Consider the following 20,072-nt stretch of genomic DNA (forward strand, 5'->3'; position numbering starts at 1 on the left):
GTGCACTTCGAACGATGAGGATTCCGATGACAACTACCAAGATCGAAACCCGGCATGGCGTCATGGCAGTCGACGACAGTGCCACCGACGGTTTCCCGGTTGTCTTCATCCACGGAAACTCGGCCAGCCGCTCCATCTTCCGTCATCAGGTCGACGCCGACTGGGCCGGCGACTACCGCATGATCACTCTGGACCTACTCGGTCACGGCGACTCCGAGGACGCGAGAGATCCCGAAGCCGCGTACACGCAGAACGGTTACGCCGACGCCATCGTCGATGTTCTGGCCGAACTCGGCGTCGAACGAGCGGTTGTCGTCGGGTGGTCGCTCGGCGGACACATCGCCCTCGAGTTGATCGCGAAGTTCCCCGGGCTCACCGGAATCGTCGTCACCGGTACACCGCCGGCAAATCCCGAGACGCTCGGCGACGCATTCAATGCCGGCGACGGTTTGTCCATCGGCGGTACCGAGGTCATCACCGCGCAGGAAGCCGAACTCTACGCACGGATGACCGCCGTTCCCTTCGAGCAGTCTGCCCTCGACGCCGCGATACGCACGGACGGGCGCGCTCGCAAGATCATGTTCGACGCATTCGGCGCGGGCCGCGAATCCGATCAGAAGGCTTTGGTTGCAACGGCGTCGGTGCCGCTCGCGGTGATCGACGGCGCCGAGGACCCGTTCGTGAACACGTCGTATGTCGCGTCGTTGACCTTCGCGAACCTGTGGGAGGGCACGTATCACCTCCTCCCCGGAGTCGGACATGCAGCGTTCTGGCAAGCCCCTGAGGTGTACAACCCGCTGTTGCGACGATTCCTCGGCAATTTCGCGAAGTAACCCGCTGGACGCGACGTCCAATGAGGTAGAAGTCTATCGACGGTTCGGCCATGTCCGGATTGTTTGTCGCCGTCCTACAGTTCGGAAAACGACTGGAGGCACTGCGATGACCATTCTCGAGCACGGCACGGAAACGTGCATCGGTGGACCGACCCTTCCCCAGGTACGACGCCTCGTCACCGAAGTGCCTGGCCCCAACTCGCGCGCTTTGGCCGAGCGCCGGAGCGCCGCACTGCCGGCCGGACTGACCAGCGTATCCAGCATCTACGTTGCGGTAGCGGGCGGAGGAGTAGTCGTCGACGTCGACGGCAACTCGTTCATCGACTTCGGCAGCGGCATCGCTGTGACCACCGTCGGAAACAGCGCGCCGCGCGTGGTCGAACGGACCACCCGTCAACTCGGTCAGTTCACCCACACGTGTTTCCTCGCAAACCCCTACGAGGGATACGTCGAGGTCTGCGAAGCGCTCAACCGTCTGACCCCGGGCGACCACGACAAACGAACAGCGCTGTTCAACACCGGAAGCGAGGCGCTCGAGAACGCCGTGAAATACGCACGTGCCGCCACCGGTCGCCCGGCAGTTGTCGTCTTCGACCACGCATTTCACGGTCGCACGTTGATGACCATGACGATGACCGCCAAGAACCAGCCGTACAAGGCCACATTCGGCCCGTTCGCTCCCGAGGTCTATCGGGTTCCGATGGCCTACTCCTACCGTTGGCCGAGCGGCCCCGATAACGCGGCCGACGAGGCATTCGCTCAGTTCCGTCTTGCGATCGACAGTCAGATCGGTGCCGAATCGGTAGCCGCCGTGGTCGTGGAACCGATTCAGGGTGAGGGAGGTTTCATCGTTCCGGCTCCGGGATTCTTGAAGCGCGTCGCCGAATTCTGCCGTGAGCGCGGCATTCTCGTCGTCGCGGACGAGGTCCAGACCGGTATCGCACGAACCGGCGCCTGGTTCGCCAGCGAGAGTGAGAACTTCGTCCCCGACATCATCACAACTGCAAAAGGTCTCGCCGGTGGAATGCCACTCGCCGCCGTGACCGGCCGTGCCGACGTCATGGACACCGCGCATCCCGGTGGTATCGGCGGTACGTACAGCGGCAATCCCGTTGCCTGCGAGGCCGCCTTGGCAGTTTTCGAGACGATCGAGGCGGAAGGCCTCCTCGATCGCGCCAAGGACATCGGTGAGATCCTGACCGCAGGACTGTCCGAAATCGCTTCGAACACAACCATCATCGGCGATATCCGTGGACGCGGCGCCATGATTGCGATCGAACTCGTCCACCACGACGACAAGGCTCCGAATCGCGAGGCCGTCGCCCAGATCGTCAGCTACGCCCACGCGCACGGTCTCCTTCTCCTCACCGCCGGCACCTACGGAAACGTCGTCCGATTCCTCCCGCCGCTGAGCATCTCCGACGAATTGCTGGCCGAAGGCCTCGATATCCTTCGCGACGCTGTGGACGCAGTCCGATGAGCGTCGCAGTGCGCAGCTTGATCGGCGGAGCTTGGGTCACGGGATGCGAAGGCACACTGACAGACACCAACCCGGCGCGTCCCGACGAAGTTGTCGCCACCGGAGGCCGTGCCGGTGCCTCCGAAATGGCGACCGGCGTTCGCGTCGCCCGCATTGCCACGAGCGGCTGGGCGCGCCTGCCGATGTCCGCACGCGGCGCATTCCTCACTCGCGCAGCGGAAATAATCGAATCCAACGCCGAGGGCTGGGGTGAAGAACTTACCCGTGAAGAAGGGAAAACGCTGGCCGAGGGTATCGGAGAAGTACGCCGGGCTGCGCAGATTCTGCGTTACTACGGCAATGCCGCCGACCGCGAGTCCGGAACGGTGTATTCCTCCCCTCGCAGCGGCGAGCAGATTCTCGTCACTCGCAAGCCTCTCGGAGTGGTAGGCGTCGTCACGCCGTTCAACTTCCCGATCGCGATCCCGGCATGGAAGATTGCGCCTGCCTTGGTATACGGAAACACCGTCGTCTGGAAACCGGCTGCCGCGGTGCCTCTTCTGGCCTTCCGTCTCGCACAGGCATTGACGGAAGCAGGCCTACCCGACGGCGTCCTGAACATGATCCTCGCCGACAGCGCGGCCGGTGAAGCACTGGTGGATCACCCGGACCTCGACGCCGTCACCTTCACCGGTTCCACCGGCGTCGGCCGAAAGATCGCGGGATCTGCTGCGGCGCGCGGAGTTCCGGTCCAGGCGGAGATGGGCGGAAAGAACGCAGCAATCGTCCTTGCCGACGCAGATCTCGAGCTTGCAGTCGAGCAGGTCATGCTGGGCGCATTCCGGTCGACCGGCCAGAAATGCACGGCCACTTCCCGTCTGGTGCTCCACGAATCCATCGCCGAGGAGTTTCTGGCGAGGCTGACAGTCGAGGTCAAGGAACTGAGAGTCGGAGATCCACTCGATCCCGACGTCACCACAGGTCCCGTGGTCAGCGCATCCGCACAGAAGTCGATCGTCAACGGGATCGATCGAGCCGTCGGCGGCGGCGCCAGAGTCGTAGCGACCGCCGAAGCGCCGGAGTCAGGCCACTACGTCCAGCCGACGGTGCTGGAACTACCGGCGAGCACCGAACTGTGGTTCGAGGAGCTTTTCGGCCCGGTGCTGGCGGTGCAGCGGGCAGCAACAACTGCAGACGCCTTCCGCTTGGCAAACGAGGGCGAATTCGGTTTGTCCGCAGCGTTGTTCACTCAGGACCTGACCAACGCCCTTGCCGGTATCGACGACCTGGACGTGGGGATCCTGCACGTCAATTCGGAATCGGCAGGCGCTGATCCTCACGTACCTTTCGGCGGCGCGAAGAAGAGTGGATACGGGCCCAAGGAACAAGGCGACGCAGCACGAGAGTTCTTCACTCACACCACCACCGTCTATCTCAGGGGCGGCCGAGCGTGATCTGAATTCGATTCCGCCTGCAGCAGCTCACGAGCTTTGAGCGCGATCCACAACTCGGATCGAGTGTGGGCGGAATCGAGATCTCGGCCGATCAACTCGGCAGCCTTGTCCATGCGATTGCGCAGCGTGTGCCGGTGAACACCCAACTGCGCTGCAGCGGACTCCCATTGACCATTGTGGTGCAGGAACGCTTCGATCGAGTCCACCAGACGGGAACCGTTCTCGGCGTCGTAGTCTTCCAACACACCGAGACCGCCGGCCGCGATCGACTGCAGAACATCGTTCGACTGCACGCTCAACAGGAGGCTGAAAGTCCCGAGTTCCGAGAACGAAACGAGCGTGTGACCGTCGACCTGTCCCACTTTGGCAGCAGAGACGGCCTCGCGCAGACTGGCCGCCACACCGCTCATCGGCCGGACGCTTCCGATTCCGCCGTTGATGCTCCGGCGTGAATTCTCCCGAACTCTCGCATACACACTGCGCGTGACCTTCTCCGCAACTTCACTTTTCACGACGAACCACACGCCGGTGCCGTCATTCAGCGGAGCCAAGAGGTACGGCACCGCCTCTTCTTCGAGGGCCGCTGACGTGATGTCGGTTGCCGCCAGTAATGGTCCGACATCGGTCAAGGCAGTTGCAACCACCGGTGATTCGGATTCGAATCCGAAGTACCGCAACAGACTTTCGTCGACGTCGCCGCCGGCCTGGCGCACCATCGTCGCGACCGCCAACCTCAGCCGCCGTTCGGCATCGACAACCCGTGACGGCTTGGCAAGCTCGATGGTCAACAGCGATACCGTGTGCCCGACCAACAGTCGTTCGGACTGATCCAAGGCGGCGGCGGACGCCACGGCGAGAGTGCCACTCACGGCAAGCCGGTGAATGGCCAGGTGGCCGTCGTCGTCCACCACGACCCGGCTGCGCTCCTTGCCTGATCGCTCCCTGATGCGTTCGGGCAGAGACGAACTCGCACCTTCCGTCAGAGCCAGCACCGCTCCGTCCCGATCGAGAACACACACTGCTGCATGTACGGCACGCCCCAGAGCAGTGATCAAGGCCGGCACCCCGTCGAGCAAGGCACGCGCCAACTTCTCCTGCGCGTCGACCACCGCCTGCACCGTTCGTATCTGGTCGGCGGTCAGCTCGTCGATCACGGCCCGCGAGATGGCGATGAACGGCGTCTCCTTGGCGACGGAAAGCACGGCAAAGCCCAGTTCGTCGCCGGCCCTGATGATCGCGTCCGGAACCTTCTCGTGCACGGTGCCGGTGTCGAATGCCAGTGCCACCGCACCGGTCCGCGCAATGCGCTCGACGTACTCGAACTGCTTTGTCGCCGAACGCGAAAGATGCAGCCCCGTCGTCATGACAAGCTCGCCACCGGCGAGCCACCGACTCGGATCCTGTAATTCGATTGCGTGCGCCCAGCTGATCGGCAGGTCCACGTTGTCGTGACCTGCAACGATCGTGAGGCCGAGCGAGGTGGTGGCCGCCAGCCGCCGAACAGTCATCGGCATAACCGGAACCTCCGAAGGCAGTGGACAGAACTGACAGTTTCCGGTTGTGTTTTGTACATCAGGTCCATGTTCTGGATCACACGATGAGCTTAGCGTCTCTCCGAAAGAACTGATCGCGTCATGCAATAGGAGCTGAGCCCAGATGCCCGACAGCAGCACCGAAACAGCCGAAGCCGCCAGCGTCCACTCGACGCTCAAGACCGGCCTGAAGAAGCGCCACTTGACCATGCTTTCCATGGGCGGTGTCATCGGCGCCGGTTTCTTCGTCGGTCTGAGCGGAATCATCAACCAGGCCGGCCCCGGCGCCGTCATCACGTGTGCGATCTGCGGCATCATCGTGTTCCTGGTGATGCGCATGCTCGGTGAAATGGCGGTGGCCAAGCCGTGTACGGGATCGTTCACCGAGTACGCGCGAATGGCGTTGGGCGACTGGGCGGGCTTCACCACTGGCTGGCTCTACTGGTACTTCTGGGTGATCGTCGTCGGCATCGAATCCGTCGTCGGAGCTACCCTGCTCTCCCGGTGGATCCATGGCGTCCCGCTCTGGCTCATGTCAGCGGTACTCCTGTTGGTGATGACCGGAGTCAACCTTCTCTCCGTCAGCAACTTCGGCGAGGCCGAATACTGGTTTGCGGGTATCAAGGTCGCCGTCATCATCGGCTTCATCGTGCTCGGCAGTCTGTTCGTGTTCGGCATCTGGCCTGGCAGTGAAGTCGATTTCAGCAACCTGACCGGCCACGGAGGATTTCTGCCGAACGGCTTCACCCCCGTACTGGTGGGCGTCGTCGCCGTGATCTTCTCCATGACCGGAGCCGAGCTAGTCACGATCGCCGCAGCGGAATCCGCCGAACCGGCCGGAGCGATCAGACGAGCCACGAACACCGTCGTCTTCCGTATTCTCGCCTTCTTCGTTGTCGCCACCTTCCTCCTCGTGACGATGCTGCCGTGGGATTCGTTCGTCGTCGGCGATTCTCCGTTCATCTCCGCCCTCGACCTGCTCGGAATTCCCGGCGCTGCTGACATTCTGAACCTCGTAGTTCTGGTCGCAGTGCTGTCCTGCCTCAACTCCGGCCTGTACACGGCGTCGCGGATGCTCTTCGCGCTCTCGGTCTACAACGACGCCCCGGCCTGGATGACGCGGACCAACAGCCGCGGCGTGCCGGTGAAGGGCGTACTCGCCTGCACCGTGGCCGGTTACTTCTGTATCGCGGCCGGCTACATCTGGCCGGACACGATCTTCTTGTTCCTCGTGAATTCTTCCGGCGCAATCTGTTTGTTCGTTTACATCCTGATCTGTGTATCCGAACTACGCCTCCGTCGCCGATGGGAACGCGAAAGCCCCGAGATTCTGAAATTCCGTGTCTGGCTGTATCCCGGCCTACCGATAGTGGTCACCGGCCTGATTCTCGTGATCCTGGTGGGAATGGGTCTCAACGAACCCACGCGCGCGGAATTCGTCCAAAGCCTGGTCTCCCTCAGCGTCATCCTCGTCGCATACGGCGTGAGAAAGTCTCGTACGCGAAAAACCGGATCGTTCGCCACCGCCTCCGAGAACGCGCACAGCGCTGCGGACACCGTCTGAAACAAGCATCGAGTGAACTCTCTGCTCGATCGGTTGCACTTTCTCCCCGAAAACATTCAAAACGGTGAAACCGATCGAGCAAAGATTTTCTCTTTGTTCGATTTCAAGGCAAAATGGACAGCATGCCGAGCCCTGTCATCGCCTCCGAAGGGCACAGTTCTTGGCAAACACTTCACGAATGGTTCAACGAACCGCACGACTACGAGTGGATAAAGCACCAGAGATCCGGACGAGCAATCATTCCGATCTTCCGAACCTTGCTCGGATTGATGACAGTCATCTTCGGGCTGTCCGCGTTCTACAAATTGATCGGGCCGGATACACCGCCGACGACACCCGGCAAAGCACTTTCGGTTTTCATGATCTGCATGTGTGTGGCAATCGCCGCATGTTGGTTCACACAACCGTTTCCCGGACGCCGGGGCCTGCTCGCATTCGGAATATTCGCAGATCTCGGGATCGCGGCCGCAGTCCTCCTGGTGCCGGATCGCTCGTCCGGGACGTTCGGTTGCATCGTTTTCGCGGTCACCGGAACCTTTGCGACGCTGTTTGTCAGCGCACGATGGCTTGTCGCTCATGTCGTCTGGTCGACGACTGTCACGACAGTTGTATTTGTCCTTGCCTACTTTCAAGGCGAAGTCGATATCACGACGCTTCTCGCCCGAGGCACAGTTCTTTTCGGAGCTGTCACCCTTGTTCCCATTTTTGCGCACCTGACTTGGCGCACTCTGTACCGCGATGCCCAGTATTCGGATCGTGATCCTCTTACCGGGCTGTTCAACCGTCGCGGACTCGAAGGCGCGGTCGGCGATCTCTTCGAGAGCGCCCGAGACGATTCTTCTTCTCTCGCTTTCATCGTCGTCGATATCGACAAATTCAAGACGGTGAATGATCTTCACGGCCACGCCGAAGGCGATCATGTCATCAGAAGAACAGCGAACCGATTGAGCACACATCTCGGCGAACGCGGAGTCATCGCTCGCACGGGCGGAGAAGAATATCTGGCCGTCATTGCCGGCGATCCCGAATCGACGACCCTGCTGATCGAAGGGATAAACGCGGCACTGTCGGATTGTTCCGATGCCATCCCAACAACGGTGAGCGTCGGAGCGGTGATGATGACCGCCGAATCGAAGGCGTGGAGCGGCGGTACTTCCGCGATCCTGGCAGCGACGAACGTCGCGGATTCGATGATGTATCAAGCGAAAGCGGCAGGCGGTAATACGATCCGCTCGGCTCAGATCTGATTCACAGCCAGGTCAGTGGGTGGACGCTACGCCCGGTTTCCGTGTCCGTCGCGGCAAGATACACATCGACGCGCTCAGCGGTCAGAGCCTTGCTGATGTGGTAACCCTGGACAAGGTCACACCCGACCCACTGAACGCGGCGGAACTGCTCGATGGTCTCGACGCCCTCGGCCAACGACTTCATACCCAGGGCCGCAGCCAATTCGACAATAGACTTCACGACGGACATCTTCGGATCATCCGAGTCGGTGACCAGCATGCGATCGATCTTGAGGACGTCGATCGGAAGTCTCTGGAGCGTTGCGAAAGACGAATAGCCGGTGCCGAAATCGTCGAGTGCGACGGTGACACCGAGTTCACGCAACTTGTAGAGATCGCGGATCGCGCGATCGTCCACAACCCCCGTCTCGGTGATTTCGAGTTGCAGCAGTTGCGGAGGCAGGCCCGATTCAGTCAGAGCCTTCGTCACCATCGCACCGAACTCGCGCGACACCAACTGCACGGGCGAAACGTTGACCGAGACACCGATTCCGCTCGGCCATCTCGCGGCGGCAGCGGTCGCCATCGCCATTGCCTGCGCACCGAGGGGGATGATCATTCCGGTTTCCTCTGCCACCGAGATGAACTGACTCGGCCCGATGAGACCGCGACTCGGATGGTTCCACCGAAGAAGCGCTTCGAAGGCAACCACTTCACCGGTCTGAGTGTCGACCTGGGGTTGATAGTGGAGGTCGAACTGCCCTTCCTCGATGCCTCTGTCGAGTTCGTGCAGCGCCGTCGCACGCGCCGATGCCCGCGCTCGCAGCAGCGGCGAGAACTTGCCGACGCGATTGCGCCCCGTCGACTTCGCTTCATAGAGAGCCAGATCCGCCAGCATCACCAATCCGTCGGCGTCGGTGGAATCCTCCGGCGCACTGGAGTAACCGATCGTGGCCCGCACTTCGATCCGATTACCTTCGACGAAGAACGGCTCATGCAGCACTTCAAGGTACCGATCGAAAATAGCGCCGGGATCGTCGCGCGACGACGTGCAGACGATCAGCCCGAATTCGTCGCCGCCCATCCGCGAGCACATGTCTGAACCCACGACCTCGCGCAGGCGTTTCGTGACTTCGAGAAGTAGTTGGTCCCCGATCGGATGTCCAAGGGTGTCGTTCACCGATTTGAAGTTGTCGAGGTCGAGAATCCCGACGAGGACCTGCTTCTCCGGCGCCCGAGAATTGATCGCTTCCTCGAGCGCCACACCGAACGCTCGACGGTTCGGTAATCCGGTCAACGAGTCGGTCGCGGCAAGCCGAAGGATCTCCTGTTCGTGGACATACCTCTCCGTGATGTCGGAACCGACACCGCGCCAACCCAGAATCACGCCGGATTCGAGGACCCGGGGATTACCGGAAAGGGACCACCAGCGCCGCTTACCGTCGACGTGCACCGGAACGACGGTGTCCCGGAAAGGGGCACTCGATTCGAGTTTGTCGATCATCTGGGCCGCGGCAGTACGACCCTCCGGACTCGATGCGATCTGGAGTCTGGTGAGGAGTTGCCCGAAGGTGAGTTGTTGCAACTCGTCCACCGTCATACCGGCGACCTCGGCGAGGCGTGCCGAGGTGTGTGAGAACCGACCGTTGGTGTCACACTCCCACAGCCAGTCGCGGGAACCGCCCTCGAAACCGTCGAGCAACAATGCCACAGTCTGACGCTCGGATTCCGCTTGAAACTCTGCGAGACAACGTCTCTGGAACGAAGCCGACAGATAGACCGCCCCTACAGTGAGCGCAAACATATAGATGCACAGCTGAATTGCGAGTATTCGAAAGTGTGGTTCGGAGTGGACCACGAGAACCGTGAACACGCCGAGTCCGTGAATGTAGATCCAGGTCAAGCTCACCGATCTCAGGCTCGAGAACGTCACTGTTCCGGCCCCCATGATCCCGGCCATCGTCGCGATCAGAACCAAGTCGCGGAAGACGTCCATGTCGTGAAAGAGCAGAGCGAACAATGTGACGTCGAGGCTCGCGACCACGATCACTTCGAGAACCAGACCTACGTAGTCGTAGCGCGGTGTGTGCTTCGACGGTCGCCAGCGCAGCGGTATCCACACTCGAATCGAATTCGCGAGGACAAGAAAGATCAGGGCACCACCCAGCCACCTGAGGGTTTGACGTCCCGGTGGGACGGTGTAAGCCAAAATCACGACCAAACTCGCCATGTATGCGAGGTTGGCGAATGGTGCAACGGCCGCAGCTTCGTCGATCTGACGACGAAACAGGCTGTTACAGTCGGCCTCCGAAGCAGGATCCTGGCGACTCAATCGACTCAATCGACTCAGACGGTTCATCGGCGAGGCGTCCCGGCATCTGCGCAGGCTCCATCAGCGGGCGTCGAATCCGCTCGCCTGGCCATCCGAACCTCCCCTGGCTCCCCACCGAACCCTTATCCGGTGAAACGTCAGTGTTTCAGACTCGCTGCTTGTTTCCTTCACAACGGTAGCCATCTGACGAATCGATTGTGCGCAGATCACTATATCCAGAGGTCGATCTCTCGATCCTCCAGGTCGATCTGCGATTGCTGATTCTTAGCTCGTCGCACGTTTGTCGCCGACGGCTACCCGGGGGATGCGAGCGGTCGGGAACAACGCGGCGATTGCGAGCAGCGCTGCCACGGCAAAGGCGACACGGAGAGCGTCCAGCCTGGCATCTTCGTTCACATTCACGATCGCATCCGCCGTGGATTCGTCGACGCCGGCATCACTGAGAGCAGATCGAAGTTGCGTCGTCGACAGGAACGGCACACCCGAAGCCATGTCGGTGCTCGCTTGCTGCTGCACCGATACCGGAACTGCCGGATTGTTCTCGATTCCGGCAATCGCAGACGTCGTGAGGGTGGCGATGAGAACCGATCCGATGAGCGCGGTCCCCAAGGATGCGCCCAGGTTAGTGGCGGTGTTCTGCAACCCGCCGACCTCGGTGCTGCGATCGTCCGGAACCGCCGACACCGTGACCGCGCCGAGCTGTGAGGACAGACATCCCAAGCCGAATCCCATGAACAGCATGGGAATCATCACGACCGCCGCGTTGGCGCCGGGATCCATGCCCGCCACGAGCATCAAGATGCCGAAGATCATGACCAACAAACCGACTCGAACAACCCGCCGCGGGTTCGCTGTAGGCAGCAGCTTCGGAATAGCGATCGCAGCCAACACGAGCGCCGCCGACAGCGGCAGGATGCGCACTCCTGTCTCGAGGGCGCTGAGCTCGAGAACGACGGACAAGAACAACGGGACCGCGAAGAACACGCCCGCCTGCACCAGAAACTGCGCGAAGAACATGGAAAGTCCGCCACTGAGTTCGCGGTTCCGCAGCATGGCCGGATCGAGCAACGGCTCCTTCCCCGCAGCGGCCAGGCGCCCCTCCCAGCGCAGGAACCCGTAGACGACCAGGAGACCGACGATCAGAAGCCACACCACCGGGGACAATCCGACCAACTGCGGGCCATCGGGTTTGGCCTGCACCCATCCCCACTCGCTCGAACGCAATACACCGAAAACGATCATTCCCAGTCCCACCACGGACAGGATCGATCCGACGTAATCGAGACGCGACTTCGACGGTGGGACGTCGACCACCTTGCTGAGCACCAGCAGGATGAGGACAACGATCACGACTTCGCCGACGAACACGTAACGCCAGGATGCGAATGTCGTCGCGGCGCCGCCGATCAGCGGTCCGACTGCCACAGCCATCGCGCCGGCTGCAGCAACGAGACCGTACGCGGCCGGCCGCTTCTGCGCCGGAAAGTTGGTGGCGACGAGCGCGACGATCGCCGGCATGATGAGCGCCGCGCCGACGCCTTCGAGGAACGACCATCCGATCAGCAGTACCGCGAGATTGGGGGCGAGCGCCGTTGTCAGAGAACCTGCGCCGTAGATGACCAAACCCAGTGCGAAGGCTCGGCGACGGCCCATCATCGAACCGACCTTGCTTCCCGTGATCATCAGCGTCGCCATGACGAGGGTGTACAGCGTGATCGCGGTTTGAATGCCGGTGATGCTCGTGCCGACGTCCTCGGCGACGGTTGCCATCGAAACGTTCATGACCGAGCTGTCCAGGGTCATCAGGAATTGGCTGGATGCCAACACCGTGAGAACCAGTCCCGAACCCGCCTGCGTAGTCGAACCAGCAACTTGTCCGTCACCCATCGTGCGGGTGTACCCGGTGCTCCGCTCTCCGAAGCAGACCGGTCAGTGCTGTTCGAGCGTGAGTTGATCCGCCCAGGCCGACACGTCGCCGCGTTCGAGAGCCACGGCCAGCAGTTCCGGAAATTTGTCCGGCGTGCACGCAAACGCGGGAATCCCCAGAGCACTCAGCGCCGCCGCATTGTCGTGATCGAACGACGGCGCCCCGTCGTCCGAGAGCGCCAGCAGAACAACGACTTGTACACCGGAGTTCTTCATGGCGGCCATGCGGCGCAGCATCTCGTTGCGGATACCACCCTCGTAGAGGTCGGAGATGAGCACGAACATCGACTCGGCAGGCCGCGAGATCAGCGACTGGCTGTATGCGATCGCACGGTTGATGTCGGTGCCCCCACCAAGTTGGGTTCCGAACAAGACGTCGACGGGGTCGGACAGTTTGTCCGTCAGATCGACGACGGCGGTGTCGAAAACGACGAGCGAAGTCTTCAGTGCCTGCATCGACGCCAACACCGCGCCGAACACGGATGCGTAGACGACGCTCGACGCCATCGAACCCGATTGATCGATCGCCAGGACCACGTCGCGCTGCACGGATTTCGACTTACGGCCGTATCCGACGAGCCGCTCGGGGACGACCGTTCGATACTCCGGCAGGTAGTGCGACAGATTTGCTCGGATGGTTCGATCCCAGTCGATGTCACGCAACTTCGGATTCGACGTTCTGGCGGCGCGATTGAGTGCTCCGGTCACCGCGGCCTTCGTTTTCTGAGCGATCCGCTCTTCGACCTCACGAACCACCTTGCCGACGACCATTCGAGCAGTTGCCTTGCTGGCCTCCGGCATGACCTGGTTCAGGCTCAGAAGCGTCCCGACCAGATGCACATCGGGCTCGACGGCGTCGAGCAGTTCCGGCTCGAGAAGCAACTGCGCCAAGCCCAGTCGGTCGATAGCGTCCTTCTGCATCACCTGCACCACCGTGCTGGGAAAGTACGTGCGGATATCACCGAGCCACCTGGCGACGGACGGCGCCGACGCCCCCAAACCGGCTGAGCGCCGACGCCCCTTGGTCGGGCCGGACGAGTCGTATAACGCTGCAAGAGCTGCATCCATTCGACTGTCGCCCGGTTGACCCAGCCCACCCGTCGACTCTTCGGCGGATTCGCCGAGCATCAATCTCCAGCGTCGCAGGCGCTGATCGTCGTCACTCATGCGCGCACTCCCAGTATCTGCGCAACGACCACCATTGCCGCGCTGCCACGTCGAGCATCGGTCTCCACTGTCGTTTCGACGCGTCGGCCGCCCCTGACTGCCTGACCGATCGCCCGACGTTCCCCGGATTCGAAAGCTCCGAACGTGCGCCGAAGCAACGGAAGCGTGTCGATGAAATCCTGCTCGCGAAGGTGACGGACCCAGGTGTCGATCAGTGTGAGCAACGCTCGGTCGTGAACGAGCACAAGCCCTCCTCCGCCGAGAAATCCGTCGACCCACCCGGCCTTCGCGGTCGGCACGCTGCCCACGGACAGGGCCCGAGACAATCGCTGGGCTGCAGCGGTTTCCGTGATCGAACCGCTGTCGCGCAGAAGCCGCACCATCCGCCCGACGAGTAAACCGTTGACGTCGTCGCGGTCGATCACGCCGGCCATCGCCTGCAACCACCGTGCGCTCGCGTCGCGGTCGTCACGGACCATAACTGCCGCGTGCACCTTGTCGAGGTGATCGCGAAACTCCTCGGCACTGGGATCGTCCAGACCGGTGACAGCGACTGCGAGGCCGGTGCAAATGCGGATCAACAAGCTGTCGGCGACGTCGATCAAGGCCGACACGTCGGTACCGCGCACGTCGCCGTACCGCAGCGTTCGGGTCAGCGTGGGCAGCGCCGCCATCAAGTGCGACACGTCATGATCCAGTGCCGCAACCGTTTTCACACTTTCCAGCACAGCGGACAAGGCTGCCGGAAGGTTTGCCAGGAGCGAGTTCTCCAGTAGTCCGATCAGTGACGCCAGCGTGATGTCCGGCTCGTGAATCTTCGACACGACCCGCGAGGCCGCCGCTTCGGCCACCGTCGTACCCCACAGCGACGCCTCGATCACCGAGACCGAGAATTCGGGCTTCCACTGCAAAGCCCATGTCTCTCGGAAAGTTCCGGTGGAACGGACCTCACTGTCGGCCGGCGTCCCCCAGTCGATCTCGAGGATCCCCAGTCGGTGCAGGAACTGGGAACGCTCGACGTCGATGTCGCGTCGCAGGTCCAGATCGAGGTTTTTGGCTCCCGCTTGTTGTTTGAGCCGCAGGGTCTTCGAGCGTGCTCGCAGGTCCGCTTCGAGTGGAACCGTCGGCGTCTCCTCGGGCACCGAACCCAGGGCTTCGCCCACGACGAGTCTTCGCGTGATCAGATCCAGAAGAACGTCGTTTCCATCGCACATCACCGACCTCGTAGCCTCGGTAACTTCCGACAATCCGGCCAGCGGGCGAGAACGCAATGCCGCCAACGTATCTGCCAATCGGACAGCTTCGATGACGTGAGCACTCGAGATCGGAAGGTCCTCGTCGCGCAGCACCCGGGCAACTTTGGTGAGCCACCGAGTGATCGTCTTGTCGTTCGCGGTGAACAGGTGGTGATACCAGCCCGGCGAGGTAATTCCGGCGCCGTAACCCGATGCCGACGAAAGGCGCGAATGCGTCCAGGGAACCCAGGTCAGCGAGGTCTTGACCTTGGACATTCCTTTGAGGATGCGAGCATCGGGAGCCGCTGGCCCCAAGGCTCCGACCAACGCCGGCGCGTGCCACGCCCCGCAGACGACGGCAACCCGCTCAGCGCCTCCTTTCAACGTCTTTCGCAGCACCTGACGCATGTACGCTTCGCGATGCGCTGTCTCCTCGTCGATCGGCACTGTTTCACGCAGCGCCTCCATCGCCTCGGTGATCGCATCGAAAGAATCTGCGCCCGAGCTCGATTCGATCACCGAATCCCACCAGCGTTCGGTGTCGTCGAACCCCGCGGCCGACGCCAGTTCAGCCAGAGGATCACCCTCGCGTGTAGTACGAATCCCTTGATCCGCCAACACGTTGAACGCGGGCAGGTCGCAGAACCGTGCCTGCACACCGTTGCTCGCGGCCCACTTCAGCGCTTGCCATTCGGGCGAGAACACCGCAAACGGCCAGAATGCCGCCTTCGACGGTTCGCCAGTGGCATACGCCAGCAGCGCAATCGGCGGTTCCATCGACTCCGATGCCGCCAGCATCACCAACGGGTCTGCATCCGAAGGCCCTTCGATCAGGACGACGTCAGGCGAGAACTCTTCCAGGCCTTGCCGAACCGAACGAGCAGATCCCGGGCCGTGGTGACGGATTCCGAAGACCCGGACACGCAGGTCCGGAATGGCGATGGTCACCCGGTGACCTCGCGGCAAGCCCGATAGAAGTCGGACCACTCTCCGCGTTCACGCACTACTGCCTCGAGGTACTCGTTCCACACAACCTTGTCTGCGACCGGATCCTTGATCACCGAACCCAGGATTCCGGCAGCGACGTCGGATGCCCGCAGTACGCCGTCCCCGAAATGCGCGGACAGCGCCAAACCGTTGGTGACCACCGAGATCGCCTCCGCCGTCGACAGAGTTCCGGACGGGGACTTCAACTTGGTGCGGCCGTCCGTGGTCGTGCCTGATCGTAGTTCCCGGAACACGGTGACGACCCGACGTATTTCCTCGGCTGCTGCGGGGGTTGTCGGCAATTCCAATGCTGCGCCCAGCTGTTCGACTCGGCGCGCCACGATAGCCACCTCGTCCTCCTCGCTTGCCGGCAGCGGGAGGACAACGGTATTGAACCGTCGACGCAATGCGGACGACAGATCGTTGACACCACGATCCCGATCGTTGGCGGTAGCGATCAGATTGAAGCCTTTGGCTGCCTGCACCTCGATGCCCAGTTCCGGCACCGGCAACGTCTTCTCGGAGAGAATGGTGATGAGCGCGTCCTGCACGTCGGCCGGAATACGCGTCAACTCTTCGACGCGAGCGATCTTCCCGGTTTCCATCGCCGTCATCACGGGAGAAGGCACCAGTGCACCGGCGGTCGGCCCCTCCGAGAGCAGGCGTGCGTAGTTCCAGCCGTAGCGGATAGCTTCCTCGGGCGTACCCGACGTGCCTTGGACCAGGAGCGTCGACGCACCCGAGATTGCAGCCGAAAGGTGTTCGGAGACCCAGGTCTTGGCTGTACCCGGCACGCCCAACAGCAGAAGCGCGCGGTCGGTGGCAAGAGTTGCGACGGCTACTTCCATCAACCGCCGTGGACCGACGTACTTCGGCGAAATGACCGTCCCGTCGTCGAGAGTGCCACCGAGCAGATACGTCACCACAGCCCAAGGCGACAAGTTCCACGACGGCGGGCGCGGGCGCGAATCTTGCGCGGCCAGCGCTTCGAGTTCGAGCGCGTACTCCTGCTCTGCGTGGGGACGCATCAGCTTTGCCGATTCCGTGATGGGCACGGTCACGCTGTCAGTCATGTGAGCTCCTCGAGCAGGGTCTTGCGGTGGGTGATGGCACTAGCAGTTCTGGCGAAGGTTTGCCGCCAGTCCGGGTCACGGGCGCGCTCGGCTGCCCGATCCAGCAAAGTTACTGCGCTGTAGGGGAATCGAGTCTCGGCAAGGCGCAAGGAGGCTACGTACTTGTAGCGCGAGAATTCGCCTGCCTTGGCGCCACCATCGGCACGTCTGGCCGCAACTCGTTCCCATTGAGCCACGACTGCCCGGGTGATGTCCTCGGGCCATGGACCTCGCAGAGCGTCGTAGATCGCTGCCCGGCCCGGGTGCAGAACATTGGCATCGCCGTTTCCGGCCCTCAGCAGATCTGCCAGCGCCTTGGCGGGCACCAACGGGAACAGTCGTCTATCGGTGGCCACGCCGCGCGTGTTGAAGAGTTCCAGTGCCCATTCCACATTGTTCTGTGCCGCTGCAGCGTTGGACCAAGCGTCGTGAAGTATCGGCTCCCAACCTTCGTCGACGCTCATCCCCAACGTCTTCTTGGCTCCACCGATCATGTTGTTCCACAAGGACAACGGAGTAGCACTGATCACTTGACGGACATACTCGGCCCGATAGTCGGTGTGCGGATTCGGCCGGTCTTCGATACCGTCGCGCCTCGCCGGTCCATCGAGTTCTTCAGGCGGCAGGACGACCATCGTGGATCGAAGCAGTTTCCGTTCCACCCGCACCCATTCCTGGACCCGGGCGGCCATTCGCTCCCCGAACTCCGATTCGGGAAGTCGTCCGAGCACGTCCGCTGCTGCGCGCCGCACGTCCTTGCGACGGTCGTCGAGGGCTTCCTCCAACAATGCTTGATCGTCCGTGCTCAATCCGATGGCCAGCGCCGAGACGAATGCGGCCTTCTGTTCGCCACGCTCGGTTCCCCAGGACTTTCGGAGTTCGGCCAGCGCCAACGTGGGATCTGTTCGGCGAGTGTCCATCAGCCACTGCGTGCGCTGGGCCGAACTTCCGTGGCGCCAGACATCCGGGTTTGCATCCCGAGTTCGGACGAGCTTGCTCCACTCAGGGTTTTGCGCGGCAAGCCAGCGACCACGCTCGCCGACCAGCTGGAGAATACTCTCGCGGTGAGTCTCACTCGCCCGAGCGAAGGAAAGCAGCTCGGCAACAAGATGATCGGGAGCACGGTAGTTGCGCGACAACGCAACGGCAAACCATTCGTCGAGCAAGGTCGCCTTGGCCGCGAGCATCGACAGCAGATGTGCGGATGACGATTCCGGCAGGGTGAACCGCACATCGTCTGGGGCAAGTGTCGGCACCGTAGCCGTGATGGCGACCGCACCGCCACGGCGGTACGCCTTCTCCAATGCTGCTGCTGCGAGCAGCAACTCGGCAGGATCGCCGTCGAGTTCGCGAGCGCTGGAACGCACCGTGGTCGGAAGTTCCTCGAACGTTATTGCTGTTCTGGCGGTCCCGAGAAGTGCCGCAGAAATCAATGTGCTCACAGCACGATCACCTGCCCTCCCGTGAAAACCGAGATCGGGGCAAGAGCCTGCGCATTCCACGTTCCGCAGACTGCGACCGGGTAACCGCCGGAAATGCCGAGCAACTTCCATAAAAGGTCCGAATCACCCTCTGCCCGAAGCGCTGCGCCCGATTCGTCGACGAGAAACCAGGCACCGTCGACGAACGACGGGACCACCGAACTGATCACTGCCGGCCACGACCGCAACCATGGATCTGCTGCGAGGGCATCGGTGAATTCTTGCAGCGCAGCATCGATGCTTCCGGACGGCAGGGTTGTGAACGGTTGAGGTTCACTATGCGTTGCCCCCAGCCGCGCCCGCAACGCCGCCGCACCGGGGTAGAAATGAAGATCGGCGTCGACCAAAAACCCTACTGGCGGCGCCTCGGTGGAAAAGTTGGGTGCCCCATGGGAGAAGTCGAGCAGCATGGCCCAACGTCTCGACGTCCGACCGCGCATCCACACCGTTCGGGTGAACAGCCGCTTCTCCTCGGTGATCCCGGAACCGAGCACCATCCAGTTCTCGTGCACCGGAGTCGATTCCATCACGCTGTCGGTGGTAACGGGATAGCCGACGTGCGCTTTCACCGAATGGACAAGATCTTCCGGCAGTTCGGACAGCTTCTGATGCGCAGTGACCAGCAGGTGCAACCGAGCTAACTCGTCGAGGAGTTTCTCGGGCCAGTTCTCGGTAGATGCAACGGTTCCCGCCAATGCTCGAAGCGTGCCGGCGATACCGGGCGCCTGGGCATCCACCATGCGAGCGGCTATCGCATCGAAGCCCGCCCAGGACGTGTCCATCGCGGCAAGACCACTGCGGATCTGATCGGTGATCCACCGATCCAATTCGGCGAGTCCGCTCGCCACTCGGTCGGCGCGCTTCTGCGCTGTCGCCGGGTCGGGAGCCTTCTTGGGCGCCTCGTCGCCGCCTTCGCCGGTGCCCTCGGCCTTCTCCTCGCGGCGCAGTAACCATTCGGCAGCGAAGTCGGCCGGCTCGGCCGCCGACGGAACACGCCCCTCCGACCATTCCACCAACAGCCCCAGAGCGTGTTTGCACGGAAACTTTCGACTCGGGCACGAGCACTTGTAAGCAGGGCCCCGCAGGTCAACTACTGCTTGATACGGCTTCGAGCCGCTGCCCTGACACAGCCCCCAAAGCGCGAGACCCTTGTTGCCGGCATGGCTCCACGAACCAGCCAACTTGCGCGCAGCGGCCAGCGATGCGGCGTCGGGTGCTACCGATGCCACTTGCCCAGCTGTCCACGGCGAAGTCACTCGACCACAGTATGACAACCCGCTGACATCGCAGAGTCAGGCCGATTCATTCTTGAATTAGCCCTTGACTCGAACGCATGTTCGAGTACTCTTTGTGTAGGGGATCGGGGGATTCAATGAGTGTTCTGTTGTCGGATGTGGTGGCTGGTTCTGCGGTGGGGTTGCGTGGACGTTTGTGGCAGTTGACGGCTGCTGAGTTGCGGGCTGCTGCTATCGAGGCGAGTGCGGAGATTCTGCGTCTGGAAGCTGTGCGGGTGGCGGTGGTCGACGTGTTGTCGTTGCGTCCGGATGATCAGGTGATCGCCAGCCGCGGAGTGGGTGCCTGGTTAGCGGCGAACACGATGCTCCAGGTCCGGGACGGGAAGAAGATCGCCGCCCTCGGTGCTGCGCTGCGGCCGTTTCCGGCAGTGGCAGCCCGGTTCGATTGCGGGGATTGTTCGTTCGAGCACGCCGTGTTGATCGTGGCGTTTTGTGAATCGCCGCCGAAGGGGATGCCGGACGAAGCGCT

At 62.2% G+C, this 20,072-nt stretch carries 14 protein-coding genes; 6 read left to right on the forward strand and 8 right to left on the reverse strand.

Features of this window, described 5'->3' with window-relative positions:
- The first annotated feature begins 26 nt into the window (after window positions 1-26).
- The 3 genes from ABWI03_RS04120 (at window position 27) to ABWI03_RS04130 (ending at window position 3,746) form a co-directional block, all read left to right on the forward strand.
- The gene (locus ABWI03_RS04120; protein WP_353798686.1) at window positions 27-833 is read left to right on the forward strand and encodes an alpha/beta fold hydrolase; all 807 of its coding nucleotides are present in this window, start codon (window positions 27-29) and stop codon (window positions 831-833) included.
- 106 nt (window positions 834-939) lie between these two features.
- A complete protein-coding gene (gene gabT, locus ABWI03_RS04125; RefSeq protein ID WP_298776809.1) occupies window positions 940-2,313 on the forward strand; it encodes a 4-aminobutyrate--2-oxoglutarate transaminase in 1,374 nt (457 codons plus the stop codon).
- The gene (locus tag ABWI03_RS04130; protein ID WP_298776808.1) at window positions 2,310-3,746 is read left to right on the forward strand and encodes an aldehyde dehydrogenase family protein; all 1,437 of its coding nucleotides are present in this window, start codon (window positions 2,310-2,312) and stop codon (window positions 3,744-3,746) included. Before gabT ends, ABWI03_RS04130 begins: the two co-directional genes overlap by 4 nt.
- Here ABWI03_RS04130 and ABWI03_RS04135 read toward each other — a convergent pair.
- Window positions 3,722-5,260, reverse strand: coding sequence for a PucR family transcriptional regulator (locus ABWI03_RS04135; protein ID WP_350491461.1), 1,539 nt, complete (start codon window positions 5,258-5,260; stop codon window positions 3,722-3,724). The genes ABWI03_RS04130 and ABWI03_RS04135 overlap by 25 nt on opposite strands.
- A gap of 142 nt (window positions 5,261-5,402) precedes the next feature.
- On the opposite strand from ABWI03_RS04135, the gene ABWI03_RS04140 reads away from it, so the two are divergent.
- Window positions 5,403-6,842 carry an amino acid permease gene (locus tag ABWI03_RS04140; protein ID WP_298776806.1) on the forward strand — a complete coding sequence of 480 codons (1,440 nt, stop codon included), beginning with the start codon at window positions 5,403-5,405 and terminating at the stop codon, window positions 6,840-6,842.
- A gap of 122 nt (window positions 6,843-6,964) precedes the next feature.
- Window positions 6,965-8,089, forward strand: a complete 1,125-nt coding sequence (locus tag ABWI03_RS04145; protein ID WP_234036616.1) for a GGDEF domain-containing protein — start codon at window positions 6,965-6,967, stop codon at window positions 8,087-8,089.
- Window position 8,090: 1 nt separating this feature from the next.
- Here the strand turns inward: ABWI03_RS04145 and ABWI03_RS04150 are convergent, their stop codons facing one another.
- The 7 genes from ABWI03_RS04150 to ABWI03_RS04180 all read right to left on the reverse strand — a co-directional run bounded on the left by ABWI03_RS04150 (window position 8,091) and on the right by ABWI03_RS04180 (window position 19,564).
- Window positions 8,091-10,298, reverse strand: a complete 2,208-nt coding sequence (locus ABWI03_RS04150) for a putative bifunctional diguanylate cyclase/phosphodiesterase (RefSeq protein ID WP_298776803.1) — start codon at window positions 10,296-10,298, stop codon at window positions 8,091-8,093.
- A gap of 366 nt (window positions 10,299-10,664) precedes the next feature.
- Entirely contained in the window at window positions 10,665-12,287 is a 1,623-nt protein-coding gene (locus tag ABWI03_RS04155; protein ID WP_298776801.1) for an MFS transporter, read from the reverse strand.
- Between the two features lie 42 nt (window positions 12,288-12,329).
- Entirely contained in the window at window positions 12,330-13,493 is a 1,164-nt protein-coding gene (locus ABWI03_RS04160) for a VWA domain-containing protein (RefSeq protein WP_124568061.1), read from the reverse strand.
- Window positions 13,490-15,676, reverse strand: coding sequence for a DUF5682 family protein (locus ABWI03_RS04165; protein WP_298776799.1), 2,187 nt, complete (start codon window positions 15,674-15,676; stop codon window positions 13,490-13,492). The genes ABWI03_RS04160 and ABWI03_RS04165 overlap by 4 nt, the downstream gene beginning before the upstream one ends.
- Window positions 15,673-16,788, reverse strand: coding sequence for an ATP-binding protein (locus tag ABWI03_RS04170; RefSeq protein WP_298776798.1), 1,116 nt, complete (start codon window positions 16,786-16,788; stop codon window positions 15,673-15,675). Before ABWI03_RS04170 ends, ABWI03_RS04165 begins: the two co-directional genes overlap by 4 nt.
- Window positions 16,785-18,269 carry a DUF5691 domain-containing protein gene (locus tag ABWI03_RS04175; RefSeq protein ID WP_298776796.1) on the reverse strand — a complete coding sequence of 495 codons (1,485 nt, stop codon included), beginning with the start codon at window positions 18,267-18,269 and terminating at the stop codon, window positions 16,785-16,787. Before ABWI03_RS04175 ends, ABWI03_RS04170 begins: the two co-directional genes overlap by 4 nt.
- Window positions 18,266-19,564, reverse strand: a complete 1,299-nt coding sequence (locus ABWI03_RS04180; protein WP_298776794.1) for an SWIM zinc finger family protein — start codon at window positions 19,562-19,564, stop codon at window positions 18,266-18,268. Before ABWI03_RS04180 ends, ABWI03_RS04175 begins: the two co-directional genes overlap by 4 nt.
- Before the next feature lie 116 nt (window positions 19,565-19,680).
- On the opposite strand from ABWI03_RS04180, the gene ABWI03_RS04185 reads away from it, so the two are divergent.
- Window positions 19,681-20,072, forward strand: a 392-nt coding sequence (locus tag ABWI03_RS04185) for a DUF222 domain-containing protein (RefSeq protein ID WP_353798685.1), incomplete at its 3' end; no start/stop codon positions are given.

Origin of the sequence: Rhodococcus baikonurensis, from assembly GCF_040489275.1 — a bacterium.
GTDB classification, from domain to species: domain Bacteria; phylum Actinomycetota; class Actinomycetes; order Mycobacteriales; family Mycobacteriaceae; genus Rhodococcus_F; species Rhodococcus_F baikonurensis.